The sequence below is a fragment of the Cellulophaga omnivescoria genome (assembly GCF_001999725.1).
In the GTDB taxonomy this organism is placed as follows: Bacteria; Bacteroidota; Bacteroidia; order Flavobacteriales; family Flavobacteriaceae; genus Cellulophaga; species Cellulophaga omnivescoria.
This window is the reverse complement of the sequence record NZ_MDDP01000006.1, coordinates 81440-99925: the sequence shown is the minus strand read 5'-3', so window position 1 is coordinate 99925 and position 18486 is coordinate 81440. Positions and strand designations below refer to the sequence as shown.

Genomic DNA, 18486 nt, shown 5'->3' with positions numbered 1-18486 from the left:
AACAACCAAACTATGACAGAAGGAGTATTACTAGCAATTTTTGCAGGATTAATGTTGGGCCTATATGCCTTACCAGAAAAATTTACCAAAGATTTTAAATATGAGAATACTTGGAGCTTATTTTTTCTACTAACAATGTTTGTTGTTCCAATAATTGCATCAATAACTTTAATAAAAGGGTTTGGTGATATTTTTGGAAATATGCCAACAGATATATGGATAAAAATGGGACTTACAAGTTTTCTTTGGGGAGTTGGAGTTATGATGTGGAGCAAGGCTATTAATCACATTGGTTTGTCTTTAGGGTTTTCTTTATTTATTGGAACCATAATTTTAGTAGGTTCTGTATTACCTTTTATTGAAGATGGCTTACCACCTACTAACAAACTAACCATTATTTTAATTGGTTTATTAGTTGTTTTAGTTGGCATTTTTGCTAACGGAAAAGCTGGCTTTATTAGAGAAAAAGTAGAGAAAAACTCAGAAGAAAATACTGCTAAAAAAGGATCTATGACTACAGGTATTTTAATAGCTGTAGTTGGTGGTTTACTTGCTACAGGTTTTAGTTATGCTAATGCGGCAGGAAGACCTTATTTACACCAGGCTAGCCAAGCTGCAGGAAATGCAGAGTGGATAACTGCTGTTGCCGTTATGTTCCCAATTTTTATTAGTGGAGGTATTGTAATGACTGCCTATTTTTTATGGCAACTAAATAGTAAAAAAGCTTGGAAAGATTTTAAAACGCCTGCTTTTAGTAAAAACTTTGTATTAATACTAGTAATGGCATTTTTTCATTATGCTGCTTCTGCCCTATTTGCCTTTGCTGCTTACAAATTAGGAGCTTCTGGTAACACTGTTGGCTATGCCATTTTTAACACCTCATGTGTTGCAACAGCTATTGTTAGTGGTATTATTACTAAAGAATGGGTTAACGCATCAACAAAAGCAAGAAACTTTTTATACTTAGGGCTTAGTTGTATGATTATAGGTATTGTGTTAGTAGCATACAGTAATGGAATAGAATAAAAACACACTAAATTAAAATATAAAAAGCAGCCAATTAATTTTAATTCGGCTGCTTTTCTTGGTATTATTAATACGCAATTACTACTCTGGTTTATATACCCTAATCCAGTCTACACGCATAACAGTTTTTTCTTCGTTAGTTACTGTTGGGTCATTTAAAAAATCTACACCTTGGTTCTCTCTCCAAGATTGCGCGGCGGCGCTAATAATCAAATGCATTGGTTTAGTTAAGCCAGCACCATTTGTGTAATTCTCTGGATCTATTTCGTTAACAGGTGTTTCTCTAACCAGTATACCATCAACATAATAAGATAAATGCCATGGATCTTCCCATAATACACCATAATTATGGTAATTGTCAGACCAAATTGTTCCCTTACCATCTGCATACCAAGTTTCTGGTCCTGTTGGTTGATAATCTTTAAACGGGTCGCGTATGAACACATGATGACTTAAATGTAGACGTTTTGAAAAGTAGTCATTACTCTTATCACCAAAAGCTTCTAAATTATCAATTTCTTCTGTTGAATCCTCACTCAACATCCATACTGCAGATGATAAAACAGATGCACTAAGTTTTACTCTTACCTCCATATATAACGGATAAGACACTTTGCTTTTTGAAGTTACACAACCGGTAAGAATTGTATTGTCTACTATGTTTGCTTTAAAAACAAGCTCACCACCAACAACTGAAGATTGACTAGGTGTATAACGAGTTATTCCTGGACCAGTCCATTCATTAAAAAAACGATCATTCCAATGGTTATAAAATTTATTAGATGCTTTTCCTTCTTCATAATTAAATTCATTAGAAACCTTTGGTTGTATTGTCCAAGTTTTACCGTTAGTTGGTTTAGGCAAAAAAGACACATCATTTTTATCTGGTTTAATTTCTTCTTTTGGTAATTCTTTATCAGTTGCCGTTTTATCTGCATCACTATTATCTTGACTTGAACAACTGCCCATATAAATTACGAAGGCAATAATCATTAAAACGAAGTTTTTTTCCTTAAGTATAGTTTTCATTAATTTTATTTTAAAAATTGAAGATGAAAAAAAATAAGTTGATAACGAAAATATTTGACTAGACAAAAACTGGACATAAAAAAAGTTTAGACCGCCATTACAACAGTCTAAACTCTAACAAATGAACTAAAAAAAACTAATTTTTTATAATTGAAATATCTTTTCTAAAGCTATCCACTTTTCTCCTTTTTTTGCCCAAGGCAACTCTTGCTGGTACTTCCACATTAAGTTTTCCCACTCTTGTACTTTATGATTATTAGCATCCATTTCTGCCTTTTTTTCGGCATTAAAAGTAGCATCTACCTCCATAATCATAAACATTCTATTACCTGTAAGGTATATTTGCATATCTACAATACCTGCATCCTTAATACTCTTAGTAATCTCTGGCCAAGCTTTGCCCTTTGCGTGGTACGCCTTATATTCTTCAATAAGCTTAGAATCGTTTTTTAGGTCGCAAGAGTAACAATATCTTTTGGTTTGCATTTTATATTTTTTTTGAGGATTTATAGGTTACATAGCCATAAGCAGTAACCACAGATAAACATATAAGTGGTAGTATAAATGAAAAGTTAATTTCTGGTATAAACCCTAACACTTTTACATCTGAAAAACCAGGACCACCCCAGTCTAAAATTCCACCTTGCAAAACCGGCATTAAAGCACCGCCAACAATAGCCATTACCAAGCCAGCAGATCCTATTTTAGCTTCGTCTCCCATATCTTTAAGTGCTATGCCATAAATGGTAGGAAACATAATAGACATAAATAAAGATATACCCACTAAAGAGTACAAGCCTACTTGCCCTTGTAATAAAATTGCTCCTGCAGAAAATAGTACTCCGCCTAAACCAAATAATAGTAATACACGAGACGGATTTAATGTTTTCATTAAAGCTGTACCAATCCACCTGCCAGTTAAAAATATAACCATTGCCGCTACATTATACCATGTAGCCGTTAAGGCTTTATTTGCTGGTAAACCTTCATTTATGTTATCTACGTACTGAAAAATATAGGTCCAACACATAATTTGTGCTCCTACATAAAATGCCTGTGCAACTACTCCAAAAATGTAGTTTTTATTAGCAAGTAATTTTTTAAAAGAATCTGAAATAGACATTTTATCTCCGTCTACAGATTTAGGAATTTTAATAAATAATATAATACCCATAATACATAAAACTACTACTCCTAGTATAATATATGGCACGCTAATTACACTTAAGTCATTTTCTCTAATTACCGCCTTTGCAGATGAGGATAACCCGTCATAAATTAATTCCCCTGCTTCATTTTTATCATCAGAACGTAGTGCAGAAATAACAAACTGTTGAGCCACTATCATTCCTATTAAAGAACCAATAGGATTAAATGCTTGTGCTAAATTTAAACGTTGCGTTGCAGTTTCTTTTGCTCCTAATGATAAAATTAGTGGGTTAGATGTAGTCTCTAAAAAAGCTAAACCACATGTTATAACCCATAGAGATATTAAAAAGTAATTAAACTCCTGAAAAGCTGCTGCCGGATAAAACAAAAAAGCACCTATAGCATACAAGCATAACCCTAATACAATACCAGATTTATAACTGTATTTTCTTATAAATAATGCTGCTGGTAATGCCATAAAAAAATAACCAAAGTAAAAAGCAAACTGTACTAACGATGCCTGCATATTAGACAATTCTGGCATTACTTTTTTAAATGCAGAAACCATAGGATTGGTTAAGTCATTTGCAATTCCCCATAAAGCAAATAAAGAGGTTATCATTATAAAAGGAAATAACAATTCCTTTTTTACAATTGGTTTATTGTTGGTTAAATTCATAATTTAGGATGATTACTTTGATATAAAATTAAAATTAGCAGCTGTTACAAAAGGCTACAACCGGCTTAAATAATAGAACAAATGATTTTATGTGCTATTCCGTTAACAAAGACCTATCTAAATGGACATAACCACCATCTACAGTAATAAACTGTCCTGTTGTGTGTGATGATTTTGAGGATATTGTAAACAAACATTGGTCTGCAATTTCAGCAGGCATTGTCATTCTATTTTCTAACGGTATTTTTTTTACAATAGATTGAAGCTTGTCTTCTCCGTTTTCTAATGTTTTAATCCAAGCTTCATAAGCAGGTGTCCAACTTTCTGCAATAACAATGGCATTAGAGCGTATCCCGTAGCTAATTAAATCTACAGCCCACTCGCGTGTTAAGCCAAACACTCCACCTTTAGATGCTGCGTAGCCAGATGTGCCTCCTTGGCCTGTAAGTGCTACTTTAGACCCAATATTTAAAATATTACCCTTAGTTTTTTTTAGCATTGGTAAACAGTATTTTGCCATTGCAAAATAACTTACCATATTAAGCTTAAGAGAATACATAAAATCTTCTATAGAAGCACTTAAACCTGCACCGTCATTAACACCAACATTATTTATTAAGGCATCAATTTTACCGTATTTTTCTTCTATTGTTTTAGCTGCTGCTTCAATTTGTATGTGGTCTGATAAATCTGTTTTTACAAACAAAGCATCTATACCCTTTTCTTTAAGTTCTTTTTCGTACCCAAAACCTCTATCATTTCTACAAACTATAACTGGTATTGCGCCCTCTGCCGCTAAATGCTGAACAATTGTTTCTCCTATACTTCCTTTAATACCTGCAGCGCCTGTTACTACAACAACTTTATCTTTTAATCCTAAATCCATTTTATATCTTTTATAAATTATAAAATTTTACAGCATTTAACCCTAGTATCTTTTCTTGATCTTCTGCACTTAATTGGGAAATAAAATCTGTAACTAACTCTTTTACTCTTTTATAGTTGCCCGCTACTAAACACACAGGCCAATCTGACCCAAATAATAACCTATCTGCTCCAAATGCTTTTAAAACCAATTGCATATAAGGCTTTATAGTTTGTGGTGTCCAAGTTTTGTAATCTGCTTCTGTTACCATACCAGATAGTTTGCAGTAAACGTTTTGTTGTGCGCCAATTGCCAACATTAAGTTAGCCCAACCATCATAAAAACCATCTTTTATATATGGTTTAGCAATATGATCTATAACAAAGTTTATTTTAGGAAACTTTTTCACAAACTCTAGTACTGCCCCCAATTGATGGGGAAACACTAAAATATCATACGTAAAATTGTATTGTTCTAATTGAGCTATTCCGTTTAAAAAATTGGATCTTAATAAAAAATTATGGTCTGGCTCACCTTGTACTACGTGCCTAAACCCTTTTATTATTTTTATTTTACTGTAATGTTTTAAAACCTCATCAATATTTTCTGCTCTAAAATCTACCCAACCAACAATACCTTTTATAAAATTATTTTTAGAAGCCAAGTCTATTAAAAAGTCATTTTCTAGTATAGTTTGGTCTGCCTGTACAGCTACACAACCATCTATATTATTTTCTAAATAAACTTTCTTTAGTTTGGCTGGCATAAAATCTTTTCTAATTACAGCCATAGTATCATCTATCCAACTATGTTTTGTTGGTTCATACTTCCAAAAGTGTTGATGCGCATCTATTATCATATTACTTTTCCATTTTTCTTAAACATTCTTCTACTCCATATTCATCAATAGCCGTAATGCTTTTAGCAATAAAATCTACCAGTCCTTTATACTTTGTTAAATCTTCTCCAACTATAGTTTTATTAGCTAAGGTATGTGCAACCAAATCTGTTACAGATTGTGATTTATTATCTACCATTTCCCATTGGTTTTTAAAAAAATTAAAGACCAACTTATCATCAGTAACAGCAATAGTTTCTCCATTAAAACTACCTTTATAAAAACGAATTAAGCTAGCCAATGAAAAAGCAATACGTTTAGGAAAAGAGCCGTGTAACTGGTTATAATCTTTAAATGCTGGCAATAATCTAGATTGAAATTTAGAGGTACTATTTAATGATATTGCAATTAAAAAATGTTGAAGTGTAGGATTCCTAAACCTGTCTACAACAGCATCTATAAAAGCATCTATTTCATTTGAAGAAAACTTAGTTAACGTAGGTTTAATTTCTGTAGCTAAAATTTGAAAAATATGATTGCTAACCACCTCATTATCCATACTTTCCTTTACCGTTCTTAAACCGGCTAAATAACCAACCGGAACTAAAGAAGTATGTGCACCATTTAAGATACGCACTTTCATTTCTCGGTAATCGTGTAAATTATCTACAAACTGTACGTTTAAATCTGTTTTAGCAAAAGGCAATTCTTTTTGCACCAATGCATTTGCCTTAATTACCCAACTATGGTACTCTTCCCCAGCAACTAAAAGTTTATCTTTAAAACCTGTTTTTTTCTCTATAAATGGAGCTCTGCCTGTAGGATAACCAGATACTATACGGTCTACCAGTGTACTGCAAAAATGGTTGCAATTTAAAATCCAGTCTATAAACTCTTGTTTTAATTGCCAATGTTTTGCATACTGTAGCACTGTTTCTTTTAAAGCCTCACCGTTATCTTCTATTAACTCACAAGGCAATAAAATACAGCCTTTATCCTTGTCTCCATTAAAATAACTATACCTGTGATACAGCCACAATGTTAGTTTAGCAGGAAATTCTTTAGGAGGACAATCTGCAATTTTATCATTCTCAGAAAACTGAATTCCGGCTTCTGTTGTATTAGAAACTATAAATCGTAATTCTGGCAACTCTGCTAATGCCAAATATTTATCCCATTCTGTGTAAGGCTGAATAATGGTACTTATAGATTCTACTAAAGTAACTTCTGATACTGTTTCCCCATTTTTAATACCATCTAAGGCTACAGTAAACAAACCGTTTTGCTCTCTAAGAGCAGTATAATCTCCTGTTTCTGTTGGTTTAACTACAGCTACACTACCATTAAACGCTGTTGTTTTGTTTAACACATCAAACATCCAATCACAAAAGGCGCGCAAAAAGTTACCTCCGCCAAATTGCATAACACGTATGGGATGTATAACTGGTTTTTTAGCCGTATGCCTATCTAATAATTGTATTGTTTTTTCTTTTGTTGCCATTTTTATAATGCGTTGTTTACTACGTAAATAGTACTTATAAAGAAACTCCTCTTTTCCACGGAATAAAGTCGTTATTGCCATGTATTACTGCTTTTGATGCTAGTTCTCCGCTAGCAACTTTTATAATATGTTCTAATATTTTTTCACCCATAGTTTCTATGGTATCCTCGCCACTAATTACAGTACCTGCATTTATATCTATAATATCTTGCATACGTTGGTATAAGCTGGTATTACTAGACATTTTTAAAACAGGTGCAACTGGGTTTCCCGTGGGTGTTCCTAGGCCAGTTGTAAATACTACTACATTACAACCAGAACCAACCAAACCTGTAGTAGACTCCACATCATTACCCGGTGTACACAACAAATTTAAACCCGGTTTTGTAACCTGCTCTGTATAATCTAACACGCTAACAACAGGAGATGTACCTCCTTTTTTGGCTGCTCCTGCAGATTTCATAGCGTCTGTTATTAAACCATCTTTAATATTTCCGGGAGACGGGTTGTTCTCAAAGCCAGAACCAACAGCAACTGCTGCTGCTGAGTACGCTCTCATTAAATTGTAAAACTTTTTAGAATCTTCTTCTGTTACACACCTATTAATTATTTCTTGCTCTACGCCATTTAACTCTGGGAACTCTGCTAAAACAGGACTACCGCCTAAAGCCACTAATAAATCTGACGCATAACCTAAAGCTGGGTTTGCAGATATTCCCGAAAATCCATCAGAACCACCACACTCTAACCCTAAAACCAATTTGCTAAGCGGTGCTGGTTTACGAGTAATTTTATTAGCTTCTATTAAACCTAAAAATGTATGTTTAACTGCTTCTTCAATAAATTTACGCTCACTTAAACTACGTTGTTGCTCTAAATAATGAACTGGTTTGGCAGTAATGGGGTCTATGGATAAAATGGCATCTTGCAGCATAGAAATTTGTGCATTTTGGCACCCTAAACTTAAAATTGTAGCACCTGCAACATTTGGGTTGCATATATAACCTGCTAATAATTTACATAGGGTTTCAGAGTCTTGCCTAATACCTCCACAACCACCATTATGCTTTAGAAATTTAATTCCGTCTACATTAGTAAACACCCTATTTTTAGCCATTTCCTCGTGAGTAGTAATTATAGGCGTACTTAAAATAGCATCTTTGCTTGCTCCAGATTTGTACTGCTTAATTAAAGCATCTGTATCTACAGCAAAATCTTTTTTTGTTTGGTACCCTAGTTTCTCTGTAAGTGCAGCTTCTAAAACATCAATATTTCTGTTCTCACAAAAAGTTAGTGGTATTACCAACCAATAATTGGCAGTACCTACTTTACCATCTTTTCTATGGTACCCGTTAAATGTTCTGTTTTTAAACTTAGATATGTCTGGTGCACTCCAAACAAATTCTTCTTTTTTATTTGCAAAGTCCGATGATGCATGTTTTATATTTTCTGTTGTAATTGCACTACCTGCTTTAATTGTTGTGGTTGCTTTACCTATTAAAACCCCATACATAAAAATTTTATCTGTAGGATTAAAGTCGTGCAAAGCAAACTTATGTTTTTGCTTTATATCTTGTTGTAAAACTATTTGTTTGCCTGCAATAGTTACTACTGTACCTTTACTTAATGCTGTAATGGCAACTATAATATTATCTTTAACATCTAGTTGTATGTAGTTTTTAGACATGGCTATTTTTTAAAAATTTACAGTTGCTTTTATTACTCCTGTTTCTGGTTTAAGCCAACTATCAAAATTTGAAATCATTTTTGTAAAAGGTACAGAGTGCGTAATAAATGAATCTGTAGGAAACTGATTTAACACGTTAATTACATGTTCAAAATCTTCAGTTGTTGCGTTTCTGCTACACATTAAAGTCATTTCCTTTGCGTGTATAGCTGGGTGTGTATAGGTTAACTCTCCTTTAGACAGGCCTACTAGTATAAATCTTCCGCCGTGAGACATATAAGACGGACAAGTTTCTAGTGCTCCTTTATGTCCAGATGCATCAAAAACAGCAGTACATAAATCGCCATTTGTAATCTCTGTAATTTTAGCCACAGGATCATTAGCTACGTTTACGGTATAATCTACTCCTATTTTATCTTTAGCATATTGTAATCTTTGCTCATTTAAATCTAGTGCTATTACTTTGGCACCTGCAATTTGTGCTAATTTCATAATTCCTATGCCAATAGGACCGCAACCAACAACAGCTATAGTTTCTCCTTTTACAATATTTGCTCTTCTAATAGCGTGGGCTCCTATTGCCAAAGGTTCTACAATTGCCATTTGGTCATTAGATAAATTATTAGCTGGTATTAATATAGAAGCTGGCACAGTAATTTGTTCTTGCATACCACCATCTGTATGCACACCTAAAACCTTTATGTTAGTGCAACAATTTGTTTTTCCGTTTCTACAAGCTATACAAGTTCCACAGCTTATATACGGCATAACAACTACTTTATCTCCTGCTTTTATTCCTTTATCATTTACGCCAATTTCTAAAACTTCTGATGCCAACTCATGGCCTAAAATTCTAGGATATGTAAAAAAAGCTTGGTTACCACCATAAGCGTGCAAATCTGTACCACAAATGCCTACTTTATTAATTTTTAGTAAAGCTTCATCTTCTTTTCTAACTGGTGCATCTTTCTCTTTTAAAAGAAATTCTCCTGGTTTTTCACAAACTATATACTTCATTATTTATGGCGTTATTGTTAGTTATTTTTAACAGTTAATTGTGTTATTAGCTCTTTGGTAAAGTTCGCTTATATCAATTTTGTTAATTACAGTATATGTTTTAAAAGCTAGAACATATGTTATTTATTGCTTTTAAAAACAAACACGTAAGAACAACTAAATGATTGCTTATCAATATATTACATTAAAACTAAACTGTATACAATAAACAAACTCAAAAAACCATATGACTTATTGTATCCTCTATTTTGATATATTTGTTAGTATGACTATCAACCCTACCAAACTTTTTATTCGCCAAAAAATAAAGCTACTATTAGCTAGCTTATTTTTTATTTTAAGTACTACAACATATGCACAAAACTCTTTAAAGTTTGAGCATTTAACTACAGAAAACGGTTTATCGCAAAGCGATGTTAATACAATTTTTCAGGATAAAGATAGATTCATGTGGTTTGGAACCCATGATGGTCTAAATAGGTATGATGGTTATAACTTTACCATCTTTAAACCAGATGCTAAGAACGATAAAAGCATTAGTAGTAATTTAATTTGGAAAATAATTGATGACGATTTAGGAAACCTATGGATTGGTACCACTGGCGGCGGACTAAATTATTTTAACAGAGAAACAGAACAATTTACAACCTTTAAACACAACCCTAAAGATAATAGCTCCTTAAAAAGTAATTATATAACAGTACTTTTTAGAGACAGTAGCAACAGGCTATGGGTTGGTACAGTAAAAGGGATTAGTATGGCCAATTTAAATAAGCCAGCAGACTCTTTAAAATTTACCCACTACAACTTATACCAAAACAGTTCTGTACCAATAAAAAGCACTAATAACGTAAGTACCTTTTTTGAAGATAGCAAACACCAGGTATGGATTGGTGGCACTCATGGCTTATCTAAATTATCTAGAGACAATAATGGAAATATTTATTTTCAGTCTGTAAATCAACTTATTAATTTCCCTGATGTAAATGTTAAAGCCATTGCAGAAGACAGTTTTGGCAATTTAATTTTAGGTACCAGTAAAGGTTTATTTAAATACACACCTAATAAAGATAACAACCAAATAGAATTTTTACATGAAGGCTCGTGTAACGCAGTATCAGTTAGCAATAATAAAATCTGGGTAGGTACAGATAATGGCTTACTAGAGTTTTCTAACAATGCTAATACTGCACCAAAATTAATTAGCACTTATATATACGACCCAAGAAAACCAAATTATAGTCTTACTAAAAACGCTATTAAATCTTTGTACGTAGACCATACTGGTATTATTTGGGCAGGTGCCAATGGCGGTGGTGTAAATAAATTTGATCCTAATAGAAAACAGTTTTCTCACATAAAAAAAAGTCTAGACCCAAATAGTTTAAGTAATGATAAAGTAAGAGCAATTTTTGAGGATAGTAAACAAAATTTATGGATTGGGACAGAAGGTGGAGGATTAAATTTTATTGAAAAAAACAAGATTACCAAAGATTTTAATCAGTTTCAACACTTTAACAACATCAATAAAATATTTGCTATAGAAGAAGTTAAAATAAAAAATAAAAGAAAAATTTTTATTGGAGGCGAGTTTTCTCCCGGACTTTATGAAATTGATGTTACAAGCAACAAAAAATTAGATGAGAACGATTTAAAGTTAATTCCAGATGTATCTGGTAGCGTATTTTCTATCCTTCAAGACAAACAAAAAAATATTTGGATAGGAACCTACAATGGTGGTATACATAGGTGGTTAATTAATAAAGACAGTATTAGTTTTACCAAAGACATTTTAAGGTACAACAACAACCAACAATTTAGTTTACCTAACAATATTATTAGAGATATTTTTGAAGATTCCAAGGGAAATGTATGGTTTGCAACTGGTAACGGGTTAAGCAAATTAACCCCAGAGCAACAAAGGTCAAAAACACCAAAGTTTGAAACTTTTAAAAACAATCCTGAAGATGACACTACACTTAGTCACAATTACATATTAACTGTTTTTGAGAGTAAATCTGGTACCATTTGGGTTGGTACTTTTGGAGGCGGATTAAACAAACTTATTGTAAATAAAGACAAAAAAATACGTTTTAAACGTTACACAGAAAAAGATGGGCTACCTAACAATGTTATTAAAGGTATTTTAGATGATAACCAAGGTAATTTATGGATGTCTACAAACAACGGATTATCTAAATTTAACCCCACCTCTGAAACTTTTCAGAATTATGATGTTAATGATGGTCTGCAAAGTAACGAGTTTAGTGAGCTTACTGCATTAAAAACAAAAGAAGGAAAACTATTTTTTGGAGGGGTAAATGGGTTTACTACTTTTTATCCAGAAGAAATAATTAGTAACAAAATTAAACCAGAAACTGTACTAACAAATTTTTCTGTTTTTAACAAACCAGTTGCTATTGGTGAGCTTATAAACGGAAGAGTAATTTTAGATAAATCTATAAACTCTATAAATAAAATAAAACTGAAGTATAGTGAAAATAGCTTTTCTTTTGAGTTTGCCGCATTACACTATGCTGCATCCAGAAAAAATAAATATGCCTATAAACTAGAAGGTTTTGATAAAGACTGGATCTATACTACATCAAAAAACAGATACGCCACTTACACCAACCTAGAGCCTGGCTCTTATGTATTAAAAATAAAAGCATCTAACAATGATTATATTTGGGATGAAACCCCTATTGAGTTAAAGATAGATGTTACACCACCTTGGTGGAGAACAAATATTGCCAAAGCTTTATATATATTACTAGCAATTGCCCTGCTACTTGCTTTTAGAAGATATACTATAATTAGATCTGCAGAAAAACACCAGCTAGAACTAGAGCACTTAGAAAAAGAAAAACACGAAGAAATTCACCGTTTAAAATTAGAGTTCTTTACAAATATTTCTCATGAATTTAGAACTCCATTAACCCTTATAAAAGGACCCTTAGATTTTTTGCTAAAAAAGGCAGATACCATTAGCCCAAAAGAAGCAAAAGACCAATATGTATTAATGCGTAAAAACACAGATTACTTATTACGTTTGGTAAATCAATTATTAGATTTTAGAAAAATGGATCACGGAAAAATGAGCCTTAATCTAAGTAAAAATAATATTGTAGAATTTTTAAAAGATGTTGGTGAACCATTTCAGTTTTTAAGCAGAAAAAAGAATATTAATTTTGAAATTAATGTTTCTAAAGAATCTATTTTAAGTTGGTTTGATCCTGATGCGGTAGAAAAAATTATAAACAACTTACTTTCTAATGCATTTAAATTTACTCCAGAAAATGGTAATATTAAACTAGATATATTTAATGGCACAGATTTTAAAACGCCAACAGGTATTACACTAGATATAGACCAATCTAAATACATAGTTATTCAAGTAAAAGATTCTGGACCTGGTATACCTGCACACAGATTGCAGCATATTTTTGAACGTTTTTACACAGAAATTGGATTAACAACTCATGTAAACACTAAAGGTACAGGCATAGGCTTATCTTTTACAAAAAACTTGGTAGAACTACACCAAGGTATTATTAAAGTAAAAAGCGATTCTGAAAACGGATCTACTTTTTATGTTTGGTTACCAAAAGATAAAGAAACCTATGAAGAAAAGAAAGAGCTTAACTTTCATGAGGTTTTTGAAGACAATACATTTATCAGCAAGGTAGATGCAGAGTCGCATGCCATAAGTTTTATGGATGATATTATAGACCAGAATATGACACGGTCTAGATCTAAATTACCAATGCTTTTAATTATTGATGACAACCCAGATATAAGATCATTTATTAAAAAAGGATTAGGTGAGAGCTATTATATTTATGAAGCCGAAAACGGACAAAAAGGATTAGAACTTGCCAAAAAGTTTATTCCTAACATTGTGATAACAGATTTAGTTATGCCTGTTATGGATGGTATAGAATTTTGTAACCAAATAAAATCTACACAAGAAACCAGTCATATTCCTGTTGTAATGTTAACTGCTAAAACGTCTCAAGAAAAAGAAATTGAAGGCCTAAAAACTGGTGCAGATGCTTACATTAGAAAACCTTTTGATTTAGAATTATTAGAGATTAAACTCTCTAATATTTTAAATGACAGAGAAAAATTAAGGAAAAAATTTAATAGAGAAATTACACTACAGCCAAACGAGGTTACAGTTACGTCTTCTGATGAAACTTTTTTACAAAACGCCATAGAAATTGTAGAAAAGCATATGATGAACTCAGAGTTTAGTGTAGAAATGTTAGTTAAGGAAATGAATATGAGTAGAAGTAACTTGTATTTAAAAATTAAAGAACTAACAGGACTCTCCTCTAGTGAGTTTATAAGAAACATTAGGTTAAAAAGAGCTGTACAGCTTTTTGAAAAGAGCGATTTATCTGTAAAAGAAATTATGTACATGACTGGTTTTAATACGGCATCATATTTTTCTAAATGTTTTAAAAAACAGTTTGGTGTTGTACCTAGCAAATACATTAGAATTAATAGTGAAGACACTACAGACAAAGAATAGCTTGTAATAAAAAACATATGTTTTATTATTAAAACCATCTGTATACTACTTTTAAAGCTGCAAATCTCAACTTTGTTACATAGGAGTTAATTTTATTATTGTGCGTACAACTTTAGTGCGCACAATAATTTTATGGTAAAATATGTAGTTATGAAGATTTATACAGCTATTTTAATACTAGTACTTACACTTAGTGCTTGTGGTAAAAAAAGCAATCCAAAGTCAAAAAAACAACAACCTAATATTGTTTTTATTTTTACAGATGACCAAACCTACACTGCCATTAATGCTCTAGGAAATTCCGAAATTAAGACTCCAAATATGGATGCTCTTGTACAGCAAGGAACCACATTTACTAACGCATACAATATGGGTTCATGGAGCGGTGCAGTTTGCGCAGCATCTAGAGCAATGCTTATTTCTGGCAGAACCGTATGGAGAGCTAATAATTTTAGACAAAATTGGAAAAAACAAGATTCTATTGATAAAACTTGGGCTAAACTATTAGAAAACAGTGGTTATGACACGTATATGACTGGTAAATGGCACGTAGATGCTCCTGCTACAAAAGTATTTAAATATACTGCTAACATAAGACCTGGTATGCCAAAAGATGCTTGGGACCACGCAACAATGGTTGCAAAGTTCGATTCTCTTAACAAAACTAAAAATCCAGATTCTAAAACAATTATGCCTAATGGCTATAACAGACCAAAAACTACTACAGATACTACTTGGTTACCTACAGATATTACTAAAGGTGGTTACTGGAAAGGCGGAAAACACTGGAGTGAAGTTTTAAAAGACGATGCCATTTCTTTTATTAACTCTGCCAAAGAAAAAGAAACACCTTTTTTTATGTACTTGGCTTTTAATGCTCCGCATGATCCTAGGCAGGCTCCAAAAGCTTACCAAGATATGTACAATGTAAATAACATTACTATTCCAAAAAGCTTTTTACCAGAGTATCCATACAGGCACAATATTGCAAATGGTGATGATTTACGAGACGAAGCCTTAGCTCCTTTTCCTAGAACAGAGCTTGCCATAAAAACTCATATAAAAGAGTATTATGCTAGCATAACGCACTTAGATGCTCAAATAGGAGACATACTAACAGTATTAAAAAAGTCAGGAAAAATGGATAACACTTATATTATTTTTACATCAGACCATGGCTTAGCTATGGGAAAACATGGTTTACTTGGCAAACAAAATTTATTTGACCACAGTATTAGACCTCCAATGATAATTGTTGGTCCAGATATCCCTAAAAACAAAAAGAATACTGCAGATGTGTACTTGCAAGATGCTATGGCAACCTCGTTAGAAATTGCAGGTATAAAAAAACCTAATTACATAGAGTTTAATAGCTTTTTACAGTTAGCAAAACAAAATAATACAAAAAGCAATTACAAAAGCATTTATGGTGCGTATTTAGATGTACAAAGAATGATAAGAAAAGATGGTTACAAGCTTCTTGTATACCCTAAAATTAAAAAAGTACTGCTGTTTAATCTACAAACAGATCCTGAAGAAATGAATAATATTGCTAACCTACCGGAAGAGCAAAACAGGGTGCTACAGTTGTTTAATGAACTACAAAAGCTTCAAAAAACAATGAATGACCCGTTAGATATTTCTACGTCTAAACCTCAACTTAAATCAAACTAAAAAATAAACCATATGCAAACATATAAATTAACTGCTTTACTACTTTTTCTGATGTTTTTTTCTTCTTGTCAAGAAAAGGAAATAGAAGTTTTAACAGACCAAGATTTTAATAAAAACTGGTTATTTATAAAAGATAGTATTCCTAATGCAGAAGCCATAACTATTAATGATAGCAATTGGAGAAAAGTAAACATACCACATGATTGGGCTATAGAAGGTCCGTTTAGTGATAAAAATAATGCACGTACAGGTGGTTTACCTATAGCTGGTATTGCCTGGTACAGAAAACATTTTACTGTAGACGCCAAAAACAAAAACAAACAAATTTCTATAGAGTTTGATGGTGTTATGGACAACTCCAAAGTGTATATTAACGGCAATTTTGTAGGAGAACGCCATTACGGTTACAGTGGGTTTGAGTATAATTTAACTCCGTTTATAAAATTTGGAGAAAACAATGTTATTGCCGTACAATTGGCTCCAGAAGTTTTATCCGAAAGATGGTATCCTGGCGCTGGTATTTACCGCAAAGTTCGTTTAAAGTTAAACGAACCAATACATATTCCGCAATGGGGAACATACATTACTACACCTAAAGTGGCAAGTAATAAAGCCGTTGTTAGCGTAGAAACTAAACTAAAAAACACCTTAAATACAACTGAAAACATTGTACTAGAAACTACCATTTTAGACATTAACAATACAACTGTTGCTGTTTCAAGCAACAAAATAGAACTAGCTAAAGCATCTGAACAAAAAGAGGTGCAAAAAATTACAGTTCCTAACCCTATTTTATGGGATATTGGCAAACCAAACCTATACACAGCTGTTAGTCGTGTTATAAAAGATAACAAGACAATAGACGAGTATACTACAGAATTTGGTATTAGAACTATTGAGTTTAAAAAAGAAGGTTTTTATTTAAACGGAAAAGCAGTAGAACTTAATGGTGTTTGTATGCATCATGATCTTGGCCCTTTGGGTGCCGCTGTTAATTACAGAGCTACCGAACGCCAAATGCAAATAATGCAACAAATGGGTACAAATGCACTGCGTACTAGTCACAACCCACCTTCTACAGAAATGCTGCAGGTTTGTGATAGACTTGGCATTGTGGTTATTGATGAAGCTTTTGATGAATGGAAAGAGGCTAAAGTACCTAATGGTTACCATAAATATTTTGACAAATGGGCAGAGAAAGATTTGCGAGATATGATAAAAAGAGATCGCAACCACCCCTCTGTAATTATGTGGAGTATTGGAAACGAAATTTTAGAACAAGGTAAAAAAGATGGCTGGAAAATAGCTAAAATGTTAAATGACATTTGTCATAATGAAGACAATACCAGACCTACAACTGCTGGTTTTAACTACTACCCTGCTTCATTTAAAAACAAATTAGCATACCAAATAGATGTTGTTGGTGTTAACTACAAGCCTGCTTATTATGCAGAAATTAGAGAACAAAACCCTGATATGATTTTTTATGGATCAGAAACATCTTCACAAACAAGTACTAGAGGTTACTATGAGTTTCCATTAAAAGAAAGAGTTAGCAAAGAAACTAATCAGGTTTCTAGTTACGATGTAAATATTGGGCCGTCTTGGACATACCCTCCAGAAGTAGAATTTGAAGCTCAAAAACAGAATCCACACTCGTTGGGAGAATTTATCTGGACTGGTTTTGATTATTTAGGAGAACCCACTCCTTATGGAGGAAGAGACAACTCCACTAACGGATATTGGAATGATGATTGGCCATCCCACGCATCATATTTTGCACCTGTAGATTTAGTAGGTTTTCCTAAAGATAGGTTTTATTTATACCAAAGCCAATGGACAAAAGAGCCAATGGTACACGTATTACCACATTGGAATTGGGAAGGTAAAGAAGGTCAAAACATACCAGTATACTCGTATACAAATTGTGATGAAGTAGAACTTTTTGTAAACGGTAAATCTTATGGCAAAAAAATAAAAGGAAAAGATACTACTACCATTTTTGCAGAATACAATGGTTTTAAAGGTGGTACTATTGATTCTAAATACAGACTTTCATGGAATGTACCTTACCAACCTGGAAGCTTAAAAGTTGTTGGATATAAAAATGGAAAGCCTGTAGCTACAAAAGAAATTAAAACAGCAGGTAAACCTCATAAAATAAAATTAATAGCAGACAGGAATACTATTAATGCTACAGGAGAAGATTTGTCATTTATTACAGTTAGGGTTGAAGATAAAGACGGTAACTTATGTCCTAAAGCAAATCATCTAATTAATTTTAAAGTATCAGGTAATGGCAATTTAGAAGCTGTTGGCAATGGCAACTCTGCCTCATTAGAGTCTTTTCAGGTAAATTATATTACGTCATTTTACGGTAAAAGTTTAGCCATTTTAAAAGCTACAGAAAATCCTGGTAAAATAACATTAACAGCTACTGCAGATAACCTTACCTCTGCCACAATAACTATAAAAACTAAATAG

At 32.6% G+C, this 18486-nt stretch carries 12 protein-coding genes; 4 read left to right on the top strand and 8 right to left on the bottom strand.

Annotated elements, in window-relative coordinates; translation table 11 throughout:
- Positions 1-12: 12 nt before the first annotated feature.
- The gene (locus BFJ87_RS04060; protein ID WP_077400310.1) at positions 13-1026 is read left to right on the top strand and encodes an L-rhamnose/proton symporter RhaT; all 1014 of its coding nucleotides are present in this window, start codon (positions 13-15) and stop codon (positions 1024-1026) included.
- A gap of 81 nt (positions 1027-1107) precedes the next feature.
- On the opposite strand, the gene BFJ87_RS04055 is transcribed toward BFJ87_RS04060, so the two are convergent.
- The 8 genes from BFJ87_RS04055 to BFJ87_RS04020 all read right to left on the bottom strand — a co-directional run bounded on the left by BFJ87_RS04055 (position 1108) and on the right by BFJ87_RS04020 (position 9791).
- Positions 1108-2055 carry a family 16 glycosylhydrolase gene (locus BFJ87_RS04055; protein WP_077400307.1) on the bottom strand — a complete coding sequence of 316 codons (948 nt, stop codon included), beginning with the start codon at positions 2053-2055 and terminating at the stop codon, positions 1108-1110.
- A gap of 144 nt (positions 2056-2199) precedes the next feature.
- Complete coding sequence (locus BFJ87_RS04050) at positions 2200-2541, bottom strand: L-rhamnose mutarotase (protein WP_077400304.1); 342 nt, start codon at positions 2539-2541, stop codon at positions 2200-2202.
- Between the two features lies 1 nt (position 2542).
- Positions 2543-3883 (bottom strand): L-fucose:H+ symporter permease, encoded by a 1341-nt coding sequence (gene fucP, locus BFJ87_RS04045; protein ID WP_077400301.1) that lies wholly within the window; start codon positions 3881-3883, stop codon positions 2543-2545.
- A 94-nt stretch (positions 3884-3977) separates the two neighbouring features.
- Positions 3978-4769 (bottom strand): SDR family oxidoreductase, encoded by a 792-nt coding sequence (locus BFJ87_RS04040; RefSeq protein WP_077400298.1) that lies wholly within the window; start codon positions 4767-4769, stop codon positions 3978-3980.
- 10 nt (positions 4770-4779) lie between these two features.
- Positions 4780-5607 (bottom strand): amidohydrolase family protein, encoded by an 828-nt coding sequence (locus BFJ87_RS04035; RefSeq protein ID WP_077400295.1) that lies wholly within the window; start codon positions 5605-5607, stop codon positions 4780-4782.
- 1 nt (position 5608) lies between these two features.
- Complete coding sequence (locus BFJ87_RS04030; protein ID WP_245799587.1) at positions 5609-7087, bottom strand: tagaturonate reductase; 1479 nt, start codon at positions 7085-7087, stop codon at positions 5609-5611.
- A gap of 34 nt (positions 7088-7121) precedes the next feature.
- Positions 7122-8774: a UxaA family hydrolase gene (locus BFJ87_RS04025; protein ID WP_077400289.1), complete on the bottom strand. Its 1653-nt coding sequence runs from the start codon at positions 8772-8774 to the stop codon at positions 7122-7124.
- 9 nt (positions 8775-8783) lie between these two features.
- Positions 8784-9791: a zinc-binding alcohol dehydrogenase family protein gene (locus BFJ87_RS04020; protein WP_077400286.1), complete on the bottom strand. Its 1008-nt coding sequence runs from the start codon at positions 9789-9791 to the stop codon at positions 8784-8786.
- Between the two features lie 265 nt (positions 9792-10056).
- Here BFJ87_RS04020 and BFJ87_RS04015 point away from each other — a divergent pair, with 265 nt between their 5' ends.
- The 3 genes from BFJ87_RS04015 (at position 10057) to galB (ending at position 18486) form a co-directional block, all read left to right on the top strand.
- The gene (locus BFJ87_RS04015; protein WP_245799586.1) at positions 10057-14328 is read left to right on the top strand and encodes a two-component regulator propeller domain-containing protein; all 4272 of its coding nucleotides are present in this window, start codon (positions 10057-10059) and stop codon (positions 14326-14328) included.
- 150 nt (positions 14329-14478) lie between these two features.
- Positions 14479-16002, top strand: coding sequence for a sulfatase family protein (locus tag BFJ87_RS04010; RefSeq protein ID WP_245799585.1), 1524 nt, complete (start codon positions 14479-14481; stop codon positions 16000-16002).
- A 12-nt stretch (positions 16003-16014) separates the two neighbouring features.
- Positions 16015-18486: a beta-galactosidase GalB gene (gene galB / locus BFJ87_RS04005; protein ID WP_077400277.1), complete on the top strand. Its 2472-nt coding sequence runs from the start codon at positions 16015-16017 to the stop codon at positions 18484-18486.